General features: G+C 35.7%; 13 protein-coding genes. 7 read left to right on the top strand and 6 right to left on the bottom strand.

What is annotated here, in order from left to right; all coding sequences use genetic code 11:
- Nucleotides 1-202 precede the first annotated feature (202 nt).
- Nucleotides 203-4,171, bottom strand: coding sequence for an Ig-like domain-containing protein (locus tag ACW2QF_RS00405; RefSeq protein WP_455714010.1), 3,969 nt, complete (start codon nt 4,169-4,171; stop codon nt 203-205).
- 342 nt (nt 4,172-4,513) lie between these two features.
- On the opposite strand from ACW2QF_RS00405, the gene galU reads away from it, so the two are divergent.
- Nucleotides 4,514-5,401 carry a UTP--glucose-1-phosphate uridylyltransferase GalU gene (galU, locus tag ACW2QF_RS00400; protein WP_455714009.1) on the top strand — a complete coding sequence of 296 codons (888 nt, stop codon included), beginning with the start codon at nt 4,514-4,516 and terminating at the stop codon, nt 5,399-5,401.
- Nucleotides 5,402-5,453: 52 nt separating this feature from the next.
- On the opposite strand, the gene ACW2QF_RS00395 is transcribed toward galU, so the two are convergent.
- On the bottom strand, nt 5,454-5,795 hold the full coding sequence (locus ACW2QF_RS00395; protein WP_455714008.1) for a hypothetical protein: 342 nt from the start codon (nt 5,793-5,795) through the stop codon (nt 5,454-5,456).
- Nucleotides 5,796-5,929: 134 nt separating this feature from the next.
- Nucleotides 5,930-7,804, bottom strand: a complete 1,875-nt coding sequence (locus tag ACW2QF_RS00390) for a polysaccharide biosynthesis protein (RefSeq protein WP_455714007.1) — start codon at nt 7,802-7,804, stop codon at nt 5,930-5,932.
- Between the two features lie 180 nt (nt 7,805-7,984).
- Here ACW2QF_RS00390 and ACW2QF_RS00385 point away from each other — a divergent pair, with 180 nt between their 5' ends.
- The 6 genes from ACW2QF_RS00385 (at nt 7,985) to rfbC (ending at nt 13,436) form a co-directional block, all read left to right on the top strand.
- Nucleotides 7,985-8,203, top strand: a complete 219-nt coding sequence (locus ACW2QF_RS00385; RefSeq protein ID WP_455714006.1) for a hypothetical protein — start codon at nt 7,985-7,987, stop codon at nt 8,201-8,203.
- A 146-nt stretch (nt 8,204-8,349) separates the two neighbouring features.
- Entirely contained in the window at nt 8,350-9,531 is a 1,182-nt protein-coding gene (locus tag ACW2QF_RS00380) for a MerR family transcriptional regulator (protein ID WP_455714005.1), read from the top strand.
- Nucleotides 9,532-9,887: 356 nt separating this feature from the next.
- On the top strand, nt 9,888-10,784 hold the full coding sequence (gene rfbA / locus ACW2QF_RS00375) for a glucose-1-phosphate thymidylyltransferase RfbA (protein ID WP_455714004.1): 897 nt from the start codon (nt 9,888-9,890) through the stop codon (nt 10,782-10,784).
- A 25-nt stretch (nt 10,785-10,809) separates the two neighbouring features.
- Nucleotides 10,810-11,829, top strand: a complete 1,020-nt coding sequence (gene rfbB, locus ACW2QF_RS00370; RefSeq protein ID WP_455714003.1) for a dTDP-glucose 4,6-dehydratase — start codon at nt 10,810-10,812, stop codon at nt 11,827-11,829.
- 36 nt (nt 11,830-11,865) lie between these two features.
- Nucleotides 11,866-12,750, top strand: a complete 885-nt coding sequence (gene rfbD, locus ACW2QF_RS00365) for a dTDP-4-dehydrorhamnose reductase (RefSeq protein ID WP_455714002.1) — start codon at nt 11,866-11,868, stop codon at nt 12,748-12,750.
- A 77-nt stretch (nt 12,751-12,827) separates the two neighbouring features.
- Nucleotides 12,828-13,436: a dTDP-4-dehydrorhamnose 3,5-epimerase gene (rfbC, locus tag ACW2QF_RS00360; protein ID WP_455714001.1), complete on the top strand. Its 609-nt coding sequence runs from the start codon at nt 12,828-12,830 to the stop codon at nt 13,434-13,436.
- Nucleotides 13,437-13,526: 90 nt separating this feature from the next.
- On the opposite strand, the gene ACW2QF_RS00355 is transcribed toward rfbC, so the two are convergent.
- From ACW2QF_RS00355 to ACW2QF_RS00345, 3 genes are all read right to left on the bottom strand, one after another.
- Complete coding sequence (locus ACW2QF_RS00355; protein ID WP_455714000.1) at nt 13,527-14,939, bottom strand: methyl-accepting chemotaxis protein; 1,413 nt, start codon at nt 14,937-14,939, stop codon at nt 13,527-13,529.
- A 170-nt stretch (nt 14,940-15,109) separates the two neighbouring features.
- The gene (locus ACW2QF_RS00350; protein WP_455713999.1) at nt 15,110-15,541 is read right to left on the bottom strand and encodes a hypothetical protein; all 432 of its coding nucleotides are present in this window, start codon (nt 15,539-15,541) and stop codon (nt 15,110-15,112) included.
- Nucleotides 15,542-15,627: 86 nt separating this feature from the next.
- A complete protein-coding gene (locus tag ACW2QF_RS00345) occupies nt 15,628-15,837 on the bottom strand; it encodes a hypothetical protein (RefSeq protein ID WP_455713998.1) in 210 nt (69 codons plus the stop codon).
- Nucleotides 15,838-16,077: the final 240 nt, after the last annotated feature.

The raw sequence follows: 16,077 nt of genomic DNA, 5'->3' as shown, positions 1-16,077 counted from the left end.
ACTCTTATTTTCCTATAATGTCAATATATTTTTACCAAATTTTTAATTTTTTTATTAATATTGGATGAATCGAAGACAGAAATCATCACTGAAAGTTAACTTCTAAAAGCAAAAAACTGCCAAATCTTCTTACTGCATACATTGTATATCTTTAGTATATGCAGTAGACAGACTTGGCAGTCTTAATCTTGACTGGACTAAATTATTTTACTACTTTAATTTTTCTTGTTGGTCCAGTACCTCCAGCTTCATTTGTTCCCCATACTGTAATCACTGTTCCGGCTTTTTGTTTTGGTATCTTAATTGTAAACTCACCGTCATCGTTTACTTTACCTTTGTATTTCTTATTACCTATTTTACCGTATACAACTGTCTTTGTATTTTTCGCTGTTACTTCTGAATATTCATCTAATGAATCTGGTGCTATAAGATGTACAGTACCTGTGATTTTTGTATGTGTTGACTTCACTTTATCTACCTTTGGTGCATTTGGTGCAGTCTCCTCAATAGATAATTTCACAGATTTACTAGCTCCGACTTTATTCTTAGCATATGCTCGAATCGTTTTATTCGAATTCGTTCTAGGAATTGAGAAGGAATATACATACCCACCTAATTCGCTGTCGTACACAGATTCTGTTTGCGTATATCTATCATCACCTACGTACATAACAACCGTACATTTTTCATCGGTAACCATCTTAATTGTTTTGGTATTTGTAGTGATCTTCTTATTTGCTGTAAATGGTACAAGTGGAACATCTGCTATAACATCAATCTCTTCTACTTCATATACACTTCCGTTAGTAAATCTTGTGTATGCATAAATCTTAGTTCCCGCTTTCAGTTTCCTGTTTAGCTCAACTGTAAACTCACCATCTTCGTTTGTTACTCCTTGATATACCGTCTTATTAATTGATACAAAGACTTCTTCATCTGCATCTTGATATACTGATACAGAGGTCATCTTATTAGTAATCGTATCTAAGAAGAAGGAATCACCACCCGTTGTTAAGTAATTCGTTACACTATCTACGGTTCTTGATGATGTATAACTCTTTCGTGTCTTATTCTTAACCACATCTGTTGCATAGACACTGATTTTCTCACCAGCAGTTAACTTGCCCACTGAAACTTCATAGTATCCATTTTCATCCGTATAATCTGAATACGTCTTACTACCAACTGTAACATAAACTTTAAAATCCGATCCAGATTCTTTTGACGTTACTCTACCTGTAACAGTTCTCTCGATGTCCATCACTTCATAGATTGATGGTGCATTTGGTCCCGCTGATTGTACTGTCAGTTTATTTACACGACTCGCTCTCCCAAGGTGATCGATTGTATAAATAGTAACCTTAACACCTGGCTTCAATAAAGGAGTACTTAATTTGAAATCTAAATCTGAGTTAATTGTTTGATTAACTTCCTTTATTGTTAAATTTTTATTGTAGATTTCGCTTGCTTTATAGCCTGCTTTTCCACCTTTCTTGGCAACATAAACGGTCTCATCTACAATTGCCACTACTGTAGCATCACTATCATTTGTATTACCATAGATCCCTGCTCTAGTATTCTTTATTGTATTAATCGTACTTGCATTCGGACCGGTACGTTTTACCTTAACAGTTGTTCTCTTACTTGTACGTCCACTAGCATCTTCAACATATACTTGAACTGTTGTACCAGAAGGCTGGCTTGGTAATGCATATGAGAAGTTTCCGTCTGCTCCTACTACATGTTTATATAAACCTGTACTTGCTGAGAAGTATATGATTGCCCCTGGTTCTGCTGTACCAGTTATTTTCGTTTTCCTGTTCGTATACGTATTTACCTTAGGAGCTTCAAGTTCCGTATCACTAATGTTTGTTACCTTAATCTTACGAACAACTTTATTTCCTTTTTTGTCTTTTGCGTATACACTATAGATTCCGTTTGATGATACCGTGAATCCACCATTCACTACACTTGTTGCTGTATCCCATACAGAGCTATCCACGCCGTAATCACCATAGACAAATCTAAGTTCCTCAATTCCCTGTCCTGCATATGCATCAACTAGGATCTTAACTGACTTATTGGTTGTTTTGGTATTCGTTGATGTAAGAATAATGGAAGGAGTAGATGATACCATACTTAACATATTCCCATACCCTTGCATATAGGACATTCCATCAGCTGTAGAAATAGTTTTGTTATACCATTTTGTATTCTTCGCAAGCGTTTCTGAGTTGAGCGGACTCTTAATTAAGAAGGAGTAACCGCCAGGTAAAGCTACATTCCAGTTGTTATCTGCAGAATAACTAACTTTACCAAATTTCGCACGCTCTTCAAGATAGTTACTAATAATAACCTGTCCTCTATTGTATCCCTTATAGATTGCTTGATTATCAAGGCCTTTTGTCGCTTCCGTCGTCTTCGTAATAATATCTGTTACGAGAATGAATTCCATAGAATCCGTTACATTCTGTCCATTGTACATTAATTTGGTAATACGGTTGGTATCATTAATCTTATTACCATTGAAATCATATCTAGGTTTGCTAGCTGGACTTATGCTATATTCAATCCCGTCAAAGACACGGAAATTCGCCCAACTTCTTTGCCATTCATCAGAAATTATTTGTTTTCCATTATTCGAATTAACAAGTCCTGCCATAACCGTATCACTTGGAGTACCTTCGTGATAAATAGTTTCATAAGCACTTGCAACCCATTCTAACCATTCACGTAGTTGCTTTCCTGTTATCTTATAAATTGCGGTGTATCCATTATATACCTGAATCTGTGCAAGTTCTGCTTCCGTTACTCCTCCTGTAATGTTGGCATAATCATCTACCGAGTTAACGCCATACTTATAATATTGTGATGCAGCAATTACAGGATATTCTTTATACTGTGTCTTAACAGTGTTAATGTAATTGTGAGCATAACTTAGTTTCGCATCATTCACTAATTGGATAGATGCATTATCTTGTATATAGCCAAAATAGCTTGTTAATGATGTGTCACTATCAAGGACAGCAATTTCCTTTTTGGTATAATCATGTAATTGACTTTCCCATTCACCATAGAAATTACTCAGTGAGTTATCAGCTGTTGTATTATTTTTATCAACTTCACGAACCTCACCTTTGCCGTTAACAACCGTCACTTCACCTGAACTTGATATAGTAAGCTCTAAATCTGCGATACCGATACTTCTACCACGGTCATTTGCCATAACTAAAACTTTACCATTTACTAAACTAGTTTCTTTGTCAACGCCTGCTAATTGATAGTGTGCTGTTGTTTTATCTTTATTTGGAAATATCCTATGTTCATGACCACATAATACAGCATCTACCTCAGGTATCTCTGTAATAGCATAGGATACATTCTTATAATTCAAGTCAGGATCTTCACTACCAAATCCTGAATGCGCAAGTACAACGATTACATCTGCACCATTTTCTTTTAATATACTAGTTTGTTTCTTAACATTTTCAACGATATCTTCTGTTTTTAATACCCCTAGATAACTCTCTGTCTTTGTTGATAGTTTAGGAATTGTTTCCCCTATAATACCAACATTAACAGTTACCGTTTTACCAGAATCTGTAGTAACTTTTTTAGGAATAATTAAATTTTCATTCCAGATTGGTTCACTGGTTTTTGAATCGTATACATTAGATACAACGGTTACATCCTCTAGTCCAGCATTCTTAATTTGACTTACAATATAATCGTAGCCATAATCAAAATCATGGTTTCCTAATGTAATTGCATCATATCCAATCTTCTTCATTGCTTGATATATTGGCTGTACTACTTTTTGATTTTCTGAAAATATGTACTCCGTAGAATAATCATATAATACATCACCAATATCAAACGTTAAATAATTCGAGCTATCCATTTCTTTTCTAGCTTCTTTAATTAAGGTATATGCTTTCGTTAGCCCACCAATTGAATAGGTGTTACCAGTTTCGTAATCCATATTGTCTAACTGCCCATGTAGGTCCGTTGTAAATATCAGTCGTAAATCTGCTGAATCTCCTCCTGCTGCATAGATTGTATCCTTATGTCCGCTATAAGCGAATAGATATGCAATCACACAACATACACTAAGGAGAAACGCACTTTTGCTTAAGTAGAGTAGCTTCCTGCTTTTCTTTCTTCCTTTCATTGTTGTCCTCCAAGTTGCATTCATTTTTTACCTCTTTCCTTATTTACCTCTATTAACACATGTACGCGTTAATAATAAATGGATAATTTGGCAAATTAAAGTCAGTTTTAAAAATTAATAAAAGCTTAATAATATATTAAAATCACGCAGTTTACTATACCATATATTTACCAATTTAGAAACATAATTATACCTAAATAACTTAACTAATCTTCTTCAATCCGTTTCAACACCTTTATTGGTTGTAAAAAGTAATGAAATATATTATAATGTGTATAGTTTTAGGAATATATGGATGATTAATATTTCCTAACTATATATCGTATAAGGAGAGTATGACTGATGCCAAAAATAAAAAAAGCTGTAATACCTGCTGCAGGACTTGGAACAAGATTTCTGCCAGCAACAAAAGCTGTTCCAAAAGAAATGTTGCCGATTGTTGATACCCCTACTATTCAATACATAGTAGAAGAGGCGGTACAAAGTGGTATTGAGGAGATTTTAGTAATTACAAATTCCTATAAACACTGTATGGAGAATCACTTCGACCGTTCCTACGAACTAGAAGAACATCTTTCCAAAGCAGGAAAGATTACTGAACTTAAGATGATGAACGATATAACTAGTTTAGCAAATATCTATTATGTACGACAAAAGGAACCTCGCGGACTTGGACATGCTGTTCTATGTGCGCAGTCTTTCATAGGAGATGAACCTTTTGCTGTCTTATTAGGTGATGATGTAGTTGTGAATAATAGTGGCAAGCCAGCTCTAAAACAACTAATTGAAACTTACCATGAAACTGGTGCTTCTATCGTTGGGGTTCAGACAGTTGCTAAAGATCAAGTTGATAAATACGGTATTGTTGCTCCTTCCCAGAGTCACAAGCCAGTGGGTAGACGTGTTAAGCTTACAGATATGGTAGAAAAACCAGCTGTTGGTAAAGCTCCTAGCCAACTAGCTGTGCTTGGTCGCTATATCCTTACTCCACAGATCTTTACCTTCCTATCTTCCCAAAAACCAGGTGCTGGCGGAGAAATTCAACTTACTGATGCAATCAAACGTCTTATGGATTTACAAGCTGTTTATGCATATGATTTTGAAGGTATCCGATATGACGTGGGAGATAAATTCGGATTTATAAAAGCTACTATTGATTTTGCTTTAGAAAGAGATAATCTTAAAGACCAAGTTACCGCTTATATTAAAGACTTGGCTGGGAAATTATAAATTATATGTAAGAAAGGCGGATACCCTAAGGTATTCGCCTTTCTTACATCATTTATTGAGTTTTTCTCAATTCTTCGATTTTTGCATCCAAATATAAGAATTGTACATCATATTTCTCATTTTTCGCAACTTGGCCTTTTAAAACTCCATGATATCTTTCAAGATTATGTGATAAATCTAAATGCCCTTCAGCAATTCTCATAATCGCTGGCCACATCTCATTCTCATGTAAAAATCTGATATTGCTGACGTCTTCTTTTAAGACTGTCACATCTTCTTTCAAAACTTTAACGTCTTCTTTTAAGACTGTCACATCTTCTTTCAAGACTTTGACGTCTTCTTTCATTTCCATAAAATTTATGATAAGAAAATCTAATTTTTCATCAATTGTCACGTACGTGTCTCCTCCCCTCTTTAAAAATTTCCCTACGAACTCTCTTCTACTTACATTCTAACAAAATTATGACTAGCCTGCAAATTGATTTTTTAGGAAATTTTTACTTTATTCTTGGTATTTCGACACGGTAACTAACAAACTCGCTTAGCTTCTACTTCCTCTTTCAATGCATATGTAGGTACCAGTTTCTTCACTTGTTCACGAATATCCTCGCACTCCATCTTTGCATTTTGATCTAATCTCTCAACGGCTTTTAAGAAAACATCATCATCAAATATAATAGGTTCTCCAACAAAGATTCGGTTATTATTGGTTTCCTTCAATCCTTCCTCTTCCATAAGCAATTCTTCATACAATTTCTCACCAGGACGCAATCCTGTATAAACAATCCGAATATCCTTATCTGGTATCAGTCCTGATAACCGAATAAGATTCTTGGCTAAATCAGCAATTTTAACTGGTTCCCCCATATCTAGTACGAAAATCTCACCACCATGAGCATATACCCCTGCTTGTAATACAAGTGACACGGCCTCTGGAATGGTCATAAAATATCGAATAATATCTGGATGGGTTACGGTAACTGGGCCTCCATTCATAATCTGTTGCTTAAATAGCGGAATTACACTACCATTACTACCGAGGACATTGCCAAAACGTACTGCTACGAATTCTGTCTGTGATTTACGATTATATGCTTGAATAATCATCTCACAGATTCTCTTAGAAGCTCCCATAATGTTAGTTGGATTAACAGCTTTATCTGTAGATATGAAGATGAATCGTTTGACTCCATATTTATCTGCTGCCTTAACTAACTTTAACGTTCCCCCAACATTATTCTTAATTGCCTCATTAGGACTCGCCTCCATAAGCGGAACATGCTTATGTGCTGCTGCATGATATACAAACTCTGGTCTATATTTATCAAAAATCTGGTCCATACGATTCGTATTTCTTATTGATGCTATTAGTACCTCTAAATCCAAATTCGGATACTTATTCTTAAGTTCTTGTTGAACAAAATATACATTATTTTCATATATATCAATTATAATTAGTTTAGCTGGATTAAAAGACGCAATCTGTCTACACAACTCACTTCCAATAGAGCCTCCACCACCTGTTACCATAACAACCTTACCTCGTAGGAAATCAGACACTTCTCTCGCATCGATTTGTACGGGATCTCTACCAAGTAAATCTTCAATCTCAACAGTACGTAATCGACTTACACTTACCTCTTCATTAATCAATTGATAAATCCCTGGAAGTAATTTTAATTCACAGTTTGTCTCTTTACAGATTTCAAGTATAGAACGAATCTCTTTCTTTGGTGCAGATGGAATTGCAATAATAATATCTGTAATCTCATACTTTCTTGCTGCTTCAACGATTTTCTGCCTCGTACCAACAATCTTAACACCTTGTATGTAACGTCCGACCTTAGAACGGTTATCATCGATGATACACACAACAATACCATCTACATATTGGCTTGTGGTTATTTCACGAATAATAACATTCGCAGCCTCACCAGCCCCAATTACCATAATCCTCTTCTTCTGACCTCCGTGATAGCGATATGACATTAACCGTAAAAAACGATACACGAATCTTGTCCCAACAACTCCACCCATAAGAAAAACCATACTAAGTGGATAGTAACTTCTAGGTACATGCAACTTCATTACGTGAATACCTATGTACTGTGCTATTCCTGCAAATATACAACCAATCATAGCATTAGTAACTTCATCGATACTAGCGTATTTCCACAAACTATGATACAGTCTGCAACAGAAAAATATAAGTATCGTTATTACTGTATTCCACGGTACATAAGCTAATATTGCATCAAGGTAGTAAGTAGGAATACTATCTATAGAAAAATCAAAGCGGATTAATATTGCCATGAAAGCACATATATTAATCATTAAACCATCTAATAATATTAGAAATAATCTTCTAAGTAATAATTTATTTTCTTTTATCAGTCTTAACATGCTAATGTGCTTGCCCCTTCCAAAATCCATAAATTCGTACAACTTAATAATTGCACTGCATTCCTAACTTCATATATTTTCTCACATACCACTGCTAAAGTAAAGAACAAAATCAGTCACATATTTCTCCATATATACATATTATATACTGTAGCGACATGTAATTTGGTGAATAAATATATGCTTAAACACAGAAGGGTTACCACTTCTTGTTCTTCTTGTACAAAACCTCGTAGGAGAGCTGGACACTTAGGATCTAGCCCAGTCTCTAACTATGCTAAAAGTCCTTGGGATTCCAATGATTTAGGAACTTGGGTACCTTATGGAACTTACCAAAAACCTTGTTCTTGTATGCCATGGTCAGATCCTTGGAACCCTAAAACTTGGCATAACAGATAGTACTATTCCGCAATATAGTTATTAACTTTAACATATATTGCGGTTACTTATAATGCTCCCCATTGCTACACCTTATGCTTTGGTTTATAATTAGAGTATATAAAATCCAAATCATTACTATAGATAGAATATTGAGAGGATACAAAATGAAAAAAACAGGCTATTACTCTTCTGGTGAATTTGCTCGCATGGCTCACGTTACCTTGCGAACAATTCGCTATTATGATAAACAAAATATCTTGACCCCCTCCTTAGTTACAGATGCAGGTGCTCGCTTCTATACCGATAAGGACTTGGCAAGACTTCAACAAATTCTTCTTCTGAAATATCTTGGTTTTTCACTAGAGGATATCAAAGAAATGACCATTGATGATACCGACTATCACTTTATGCTTAATTCCTTGAACCTTCAACTCAAACTAATTCGCGACCAAATTGAGCAAATGCAATTGGTGGAAAAGGCAATTCAAGATACTTGCACTGCTATTCAAACAGAACATTCCATTGATTGGAGTAAGATGTTACATCTGATTCACTTAACCGGTATGGAAAAAAGTATGAAAAACCAGTATCAGAATGCCTCTAATATCTCTGCAAGAATCAATCTTCACGACTTGTATTCACATAATAAGCAAGGTTGGTTCCCATGGATCTATGAACAATGTCAAATCAAGCCTAGTATGAAAGTTCTAGAAATCGGTTGTGGAGATGGAACGCTTTGGACAAGCAATCTTTCGTTGCTACCAAACCATCTTAGCATTACTCTATCCGATTTATCCGAAGGAATGCTACGTGATGCACGTCGTGCCATTGGTACAGATGATACAAGGTTCTCCTATCAGACATTTGACTGCCACCATATTCCATACGAATCAGAGAGCTTCGATTTAGTTATTGCTAATCATGTGTTATTCTATTGTGATACTATCACACAGGTCTGTCAGGAGGTAAAAAGAGTTCTGAAGAAAGATGGTCAATTTCTGTGCAGTACATATGGTAAAAATCATATGCGGGAAGTAAGTGAGCTGGTGCAGGATTTTGACAATCGGATTGTGCTCTCTGCTGACAAGCTATATGAAAGATTCGGATTAGAAAATGGTACGGCACTCTTAGCACCTTATTTCTCATCAATAGAATGGAAAGCCTATGAAGATTACTTGATGGTTCCAGATGCAGAGCCACTAATCTCCTATATTCTTTCCTGTCATGGGAACCAAAATCAGTACTTGCTTGATCATTACAAGGAATTTCGTTCTTATGTGAAGAAACATACATCGAAAGGATTCCATATTACCAAAAATGCAGGTATCTTTTTGTGTAAAAAGTAAATAATTTATTAAAGATGAAAAAAATACTTGAAGGTGACCTAGCGTCACCTTTTATAATGTCTATATGAGGTTCTTAGGGCAAAAGGCATGTACTTGTGTATTATTGAATTTGAATGCAAAACTCGATTTAAGTTTTCATGGCTTCTTAGCTGACGTACTATGACACGAAACACGCTACACAGAGTTTTGCTTTTCTACTTTATTGATACACTAGTACAAGTAAATTTCCTACACAAAAAAATATTCTCTAGTATTCATCAACATCGTTTATTGACGTTTATTTTTGTTTATGACCTTTTAACACGCTACATCCATATCATATATAACAACATACAATACGTAAGGAGGAACATCACATGAAAGGAATCATTTTAGCAGGGGGATCTGGTACACGCCTCTATCCTCTTACCATGGTAACTTCGAAACAGTTACTTCCTATCTACGATAAACCAATGATCTATTATCCAATGTCGGTTCTTATGAATGCTGGTATTCGGGATATTTTGATCATATCCACACCACAAGATACACCGCGATTCAAAGAACTCTTAGGGGACGGGCATCAATTCGGTGTGCATCTTTCCTATGCAGTGCAACCAAGCCCAGATGGACTTGCCCAAGCATTTATTATTGGTGAAGAATTCATCGGTAATGACACCGTTGCCATGGTTCTTGGTGATAACATCTTTGCTGGACATGGTTTAAATAAACGTTTACAAACTGCTGTGGAGAATGCTGAAAATGGTAAAGGTGCAACTATATTTGGGTATTATGTAGATGATCCAGAGCGATTTGGAATCGTGGAATTTGACTCAAATGGTAAAGCTGTATCAATTGAAGAAAAACCTACAAAACCAAAGAGTAACTACTGTGTAACTGGTTTATATTTCTATGATAACCGTGTAGTGGAATATGCTAAAAATCTGAAACCAAGTGCTCGTGGTGAACTGGAAATCACAGATTTGAACCGCATCTATCTTGAAAACAATAACTTGAATGTAGAATTACTAGGACAAGGCTTTACCTGGTTAGACACAGGAACACATGAAAGCCTAGTTGAAGCAACTAATTTTGTTAAGACGGTAGAATCCCATCAACATCGTAAGATTGCATGTTTAGAGGAAATCGCATATCTGAATGGTTGGATAACGAAAGAAGACGTATTAAAGGTCTATGAAGTATTAAAAAAGAATCAGTATGGCCAGTACTTAAAAGATGTTCTTGATGGCAAGTACCTAGATGTCTTACGCTAAATTAAAGTAAAAGGAGATTAAAACTATGACTATTATCGTTACCGGCGGTGCCGGATTTATCGGAAGCAATTTTATCTTCCATATGCTTAATAAATACCCTGATTACCGTATTGTTTGCTTAGATAGCTTAACCTATGCGGGAAACTTATCTACTCTTAAGCCTGTAATGGATAATCCAAATTTTCGCTTTGTGAAGGCAAGTATCACAGACCGAAAAGCGGTTTATCAACTATTTGAAGAAGAACACCCAGACATTATTGTAAATTTCGCTGCCGAAAGCCATGTGGATCGTTCCATTGAAGATCCAGAAGTCTTCCTAGATACAAATATCAAAGGTACTGCTGTCTTGATGGATGCTTGTAGAGAATATGGTATTACTCGTTATCATCAAGTATCAACAGATGAAGTATATGGTGATCTTCCACTAGACAGACCTGATTTGTTCTTCACCGAAGAGACTCCGATCCATACTAGTAGCCCTTATAGTTCTTCCAAAGCTGCAGCTGACTTATTAGTATTAGCATATCATAGAACCTACGGCCTTCCTGTTACCATCAGCCGATGCTCTAACAACTATGGACCATATCATTTTCCTGAAAAGCTGATTCCACTTATGATTGCCAATGCACTTAATGACAAACCGCTTCCTGTCTATGGCAAAGGGGAGAATGTTCGTGATTGGCTCTATGTTGAAGATCACTGCAAGGCAATTGACTTAATTATTCACAAAGGTCGCGTGGGCGAAGTATATAATATTGGCGGACACAACGAAATGAAAAACATTGACATTGTTAAAATCATCTGTAAGGAACTAGGTAAACCAGAAAGCTTAATTACTTATGTTACGGATCGTAAAGGACATGATATGCGTTATGCTATTGACCCTACGAAAATCCATACAGAACTTGGCTGGCTTCCAGAAACCAAATTCGCAGATGGTATCAAAAAGACAATTGAGTGGTATCTTAACAACAAAGAATGGTGGGAAACTATCATATCTGGCGAATATCAAAACTACTATGAAACTATGTACGGTAATCGATAAAACAGCTTTAATCGATTACCTATGGAGGTTATTTGAATGAAAGTACTTGTAACAGGCGTCAAAGGACAGCTAGGACATGACGTTGTTAATGAACTTATTAAGAGAAATCATGAAGCGATTGGCGTAGATATCGAAGAAATGGATATTACAGATTACCAATCTGTTGAAAGTGGTATCAAGAAGGCAAATCCTGATGCGGTGATCCACTGTGCTGCCTGGACCGCTGTGGACGCTGCAGAAGATGAAGATAGAAAAGAAACTGTTCATCTTGTAAATGCTATCGGCACAAAATATATCGCATCCGTTTGTAAAGAGTTAGACATCAAGATGATGTATCTCTCTACCGATTATGTATTCGATGGTCAAGGCACAAACCCTTGGCAACCTGATTGTAAAGACTATAAACCATTAAATGTATACGGAAAAAGTAAATTAGAAGGTGAATTAGCTGTATCGGATTTACTTAAGAAATATTTCATTGTACGTATTGCTTGGGTATTTGGCAAGAATGGAAATAACTTTATCAAAACTATGTTGAAACTTGGAAAAACACATAATACGTTAACAGTGGTCAGTGATCAAATTGGTACTCCAACTTATACTTATGATTTGGCAAGACTCCTAGTGGATATGATAGAAACGGACCACTACGGTTACTATCATGCTACTAATGAAGGCGGATACATCAGTTGGTATGATTTTGCCAAAGAAATCTTTCATCAAGCTGTAGAACTAGGTCATACGGAATATACGAAAGAACACTTAACTGTATCACCTGTCACAACAGCCGGATATGGAATATCCAAAGCAACCAGACCATATAATAGCAGACTTGATAAGAGTAAACTTATAGAAAATGGTTTTACTCCACTTCCAACTTGGCAAGATGCACTAAATCGATATTTAAAAGAGATTCTATAACACTATGGTATAGGGATTATAAGAATCCTATAGGTAATTACGTAATAAGAATTATATAACGAAAGGTATGAATAGATATGGGACAAATAAAAGTGGAAAAAGATGTTTGTGGCATCAAAGGGCTCTGTGTTATCGAACCAACGGTCCACGGTGATGCTAGAGGATATTTTATGGAAACATATAATCAAAGAGATATGGAGGAAGCCGGACTTACTATGCACTTTGTACAAGATAACCAATCCTGTTCTACCAAAGGCGTACTACGTGGCCTACATTTTCAAAAAGAATACCCTCAAGGGAAGTTGGTTCGTGTAGTAAAAGGCTCCGTATTCGATGTGGCTGTGGATTTAAGAAGTAACAGCGATACGTATGGTAAGTGGTTCGGTGTTGAACTTACAGAAGAAAACAAGAAACAATTCTATATTCCAGAAGGCTTCGCCCATGGGTTCTTAGTATTAAGTGATGTTGCTGAATTTTGCTACAAATGTACCGACTTCTATCATCCAAATGATGAGGGTGGTCTAGCATGGAACGATCCCGAAATCGGAATTATATGGCCACAAGTGATAGGCGAATATAAAGGAACTGCCTCAGCTGAGGGTTATAAATTAGAAGATGGGACAGCTTTGAAACTTAGTGAGAAGGATCAGGTCTGGGTAGGACTAAACGATACTTTCCGATTCTAGAATGCAGTAATATTTCTTATTAATTCGAGCCCTAGAAAACGACAATTTTAAAACGTTTTCTAGGGCTCTATTAAGATGTATTCCATTTTTCTAAACTTTCTCAAAACGCTGTGCCTCTTTCATCAAGTTATTTGCAATCGCTTGGTTTTTCTTCGTTTCCTCACGAATGTCAGATATAGCACTTTCAAGACTAACTGCATTTTCTGCAATATTAACGATACCTTTGGCGCTTTCATCCATCGAAGTAGCTATATCATTCAAACCTATGTTCATAGTTTTCATAGTTAATTCTATATCAGAGGCTTTCACTGCAAAATCTAATAACATATCATTCATATTATCTGCATCAGCCTGATACTGATTTGCCACTTTTACAAATCCTTCATAATCTTTAATTACTTTTTCATCTATAAATGTAAATATATTCTGTGCATTTTGGGCCAATTTTTCGACCGCATTTGTGACCTGACTACTGATGTTTTGTATATTATTCGCAGTAGTACGACTACTGTCAGCAAGCAATCTGATTTCTTCCGCTACCACGGCAAAGCCTTTTCCTGCTTCACCTGCCCTAGCTGCTTCAATAGATGCATTTAAAGCCAACAAGTTCGTCTGGTTGGTGATATCTAGAATATCGTTAGTTAGTTCATTAATTCTATCCACACTCTTACTTTCTTCCACAGCACTATTTAATGCAACACGAATCTCATTAATAACTGAATATGCGGCTTCTTTACTTTCCACCGTTTCCTGATACATTCCATTAGCACGGTTTTTTATTTTTTCCACCATATCAGCACCATTGTCAGCTCTTGTATTAATTCCATTTACTTTCTCAAGAATACCATCACTTCCTGTAGCAATCTGCTCTAGAGTTGCTGACACTTCTTCCATACTGGCTGAAAGTTCTTCTGTGTCTGCCGATACATTAACTGCACTTTCATTCGAATTATGTACTTGATTTGTTATGTTTGCTGAAGAAGTTATCATTTTATCACCTTCTTCGCACAGACGTATCATTATCCCCTGTAGATTCTCAATAAAACCGTTGATACCCATGACGAGTTGTCCCACCTCATCACTTGATTCTACTGGAATTCTTTCGGTAAGGTCCCCTTTATTATTCTGAATTTTATCTACAATTTCTCTAAGATGGTTACCTGCATTCTTTGCTGGTCTAGCAATGGTTTTAATAGCTACCAGTATAACTATTGTCATAGTTATAATAATAATTACAACAAGAATAATGTCAAAACTATATGTCCCTTCAATCCTTATATTACTACGACGTAGAACTGTTTTCAACTCAGCTTCTGTTTCTTCCATAGCTGTATTATCTGAACTTTTTGCCTCTGTTATGTAGCGTTCGATATCCTCATTAATCTCATTATTGAATCCCTCAATAATCGACAGTGCAGATAAATTGGAAACGCATATTCCAAGTAATAAACTTCCTAAAATTCCTACTAGAATCATCACTTTTCTACCTATGCTTTTTCTCATAAGACCTCCCCCCCTTATCTTTGAACGTTATTCATTCGTAACTGTTACTACAATTGACTAGACTATTATTCCTTACTAATATTGTAGCACTTCTTTTTTTTAGTTGCAAATTTTTTGTTATTGTCACACTAGGACTGGTGTTATGATGTCTTTAAGTATTATAAAGCTACTTATGCATGCTTACCAAGCAAAGTATAGATGATTGCAGAAAACGGACTTAACATATTCCAAACAAAACGATTCGAATCAACTGATTTTTCTCCGCAATCGATAATTTCTGTTCGATCTCTAATTTTCTCCATAACTTGTACTATTTCATTCTCATTCTTCTTGGTCAACTTGTTGCTTAGTTTCTCTATTGATTCTGCGAACTTGTCTACATAGACGTGTGCTAAGATCTCTATAGCTAAGGAATCCTCGCTAATCTCAAGATCTTTATTCTTATATTTCTTATACCCCTCTTTAATGTATCTGGACAATGCGACTGCTCCATTTCCTGGGAGTTCAAGATATTCCATAAGATTGTCGTCACATTTGATGTGAACTATTTTGTCACTGTAACAAAGTAAGATGTTCGAATATTCATCATTCCACTTTAGCATATTATTTTCCTCCATTCTATTTCGTAAACAGTAGATATTTTCTTAGTGACATATGAACCGGTCTATGCGATAGATAGATTCCAAACTTATGTATATCCATAGGTTGCACCTACGAATTTGAAATCTAATTTTGTCTCAAATGTAGTCCAGTGATTTACCTCTGCTATAACATTGTATGTCTTCAAGACAAAGGAACAGCAAAATATAGCTAGCATAGGTATGGATAGAGTTTTCCACGAAAATTTCTGTACTATGGTTGCAACAAATGGTATTGCTAGATACACATCAATAATCATTTGATATATACCACATATATAATAAATCAACTTTCTCTAAAAATAACTATTAGCACTTTCCAATTTAAGTCACAATAATTATATATTGATAAAAATACATTGTAAAGTACATTCCAAATCTCTACAGTTATAAGTAAAGGGTTCCCCTTTACTTATTGAGATATCGCTACAAAAAAGAGCCTTACGGCCAATGTCATTTAGTTAAGAATGACTCAAGAGTAGAGTATGTTAAAATACATA

The sequence above is a fragment of the Anaerosporobacter sp. genome, assembly GCF_965301125.1.
The sequence above is the reverse complement of the archived record's forward strand: the minus strand, read 5'-3'. Positions and strand labels throughout refer to the sequence as shown.

Bases quoted from the DNA above. Each gene is read 5' to 3' on its own strand.
- ACW2QF_RS00380 (WP_455714005.1), top strand. From the start codon at position 8,350: ATGAAAAAAACAGGCTATTACTCTTCTGGTGAATTTGCTCGCATGGCT.
- ACW2QF_RS00385 (WP_455714006.1), top strand. From the start codon at position 7,985: ATGCTTAAACACAGAAGGGTTACCACTTCTTGTTCTTCTTGTACAAAA.
- ACW2QF_RS00390 (WP_455714007.1), bottom strand. From the start codon at position 7,804: ATGTTAAGACTGATAAAAGAAAATAAATTATTACTTAGAAGATTATTT.
- rfbD (WP_455714002.1), top strand. From the start codon at position 11,866: ATGAAAGTACTTGTAACAGGCGTCAAAGGACAGCTAGGACATGACGTT.
- ACW2QF_RS00355 (WP_455714000.1), bottom strand. From the start codon at position 14,939: ATGAGAAAAAGCATAGGTAGAAAAGTGATGATTCTAGTAGGAATTTTA.
- rfbB (WP_455714003.1), top strand. From the start codon at position 10,810: ATGACTATTATCGTTACCGGCGGTGCCGGATTTATCGGAAGCAATTTT.
- rfbC (WP_455714001.1), top strand. From the start codon at position 12,828: ATGGGACAAATAAAAGTGGAAAAAGATGTTTGTGGCATCAAAGGGCTC.
- ACW2QF_RS00405 (WP_455714010.1), bottom strand. From the start codon at position 4,171: ATGAAAGGAAGAAAGAAAAGCAGGAAGCTACTCTACTTAAGCAAAAGT.
- rfbA (WP_455714004.1), top strand. From the start codon at position 9,888: ATGAAAGGAATCATTTTAGCAGGGGGATCTGGTACACGCCTCTATCCT.
- ACW2QF_RS00350 (WP_455713999.1), bottom strand. From the start codon at position 15,541: ATGCTAAAGTGGAATGATGAATATTCGAACATCTTACTTTGTTACAGT.
- ACW2QF_RS00345 (WP_455713998.1), bottom strand. From the start codon at position 15,837: ATGATTATTGATGTGTATCTAGCAATACCATTTGTTGCAACCATAGTA.
- galU (WP_455714009.1), top strand. From the start codon at position 4,514: ATGCCAAAAATAAAAAAAGCTGTAATACCTGCTGCAGGACTTGGAACA.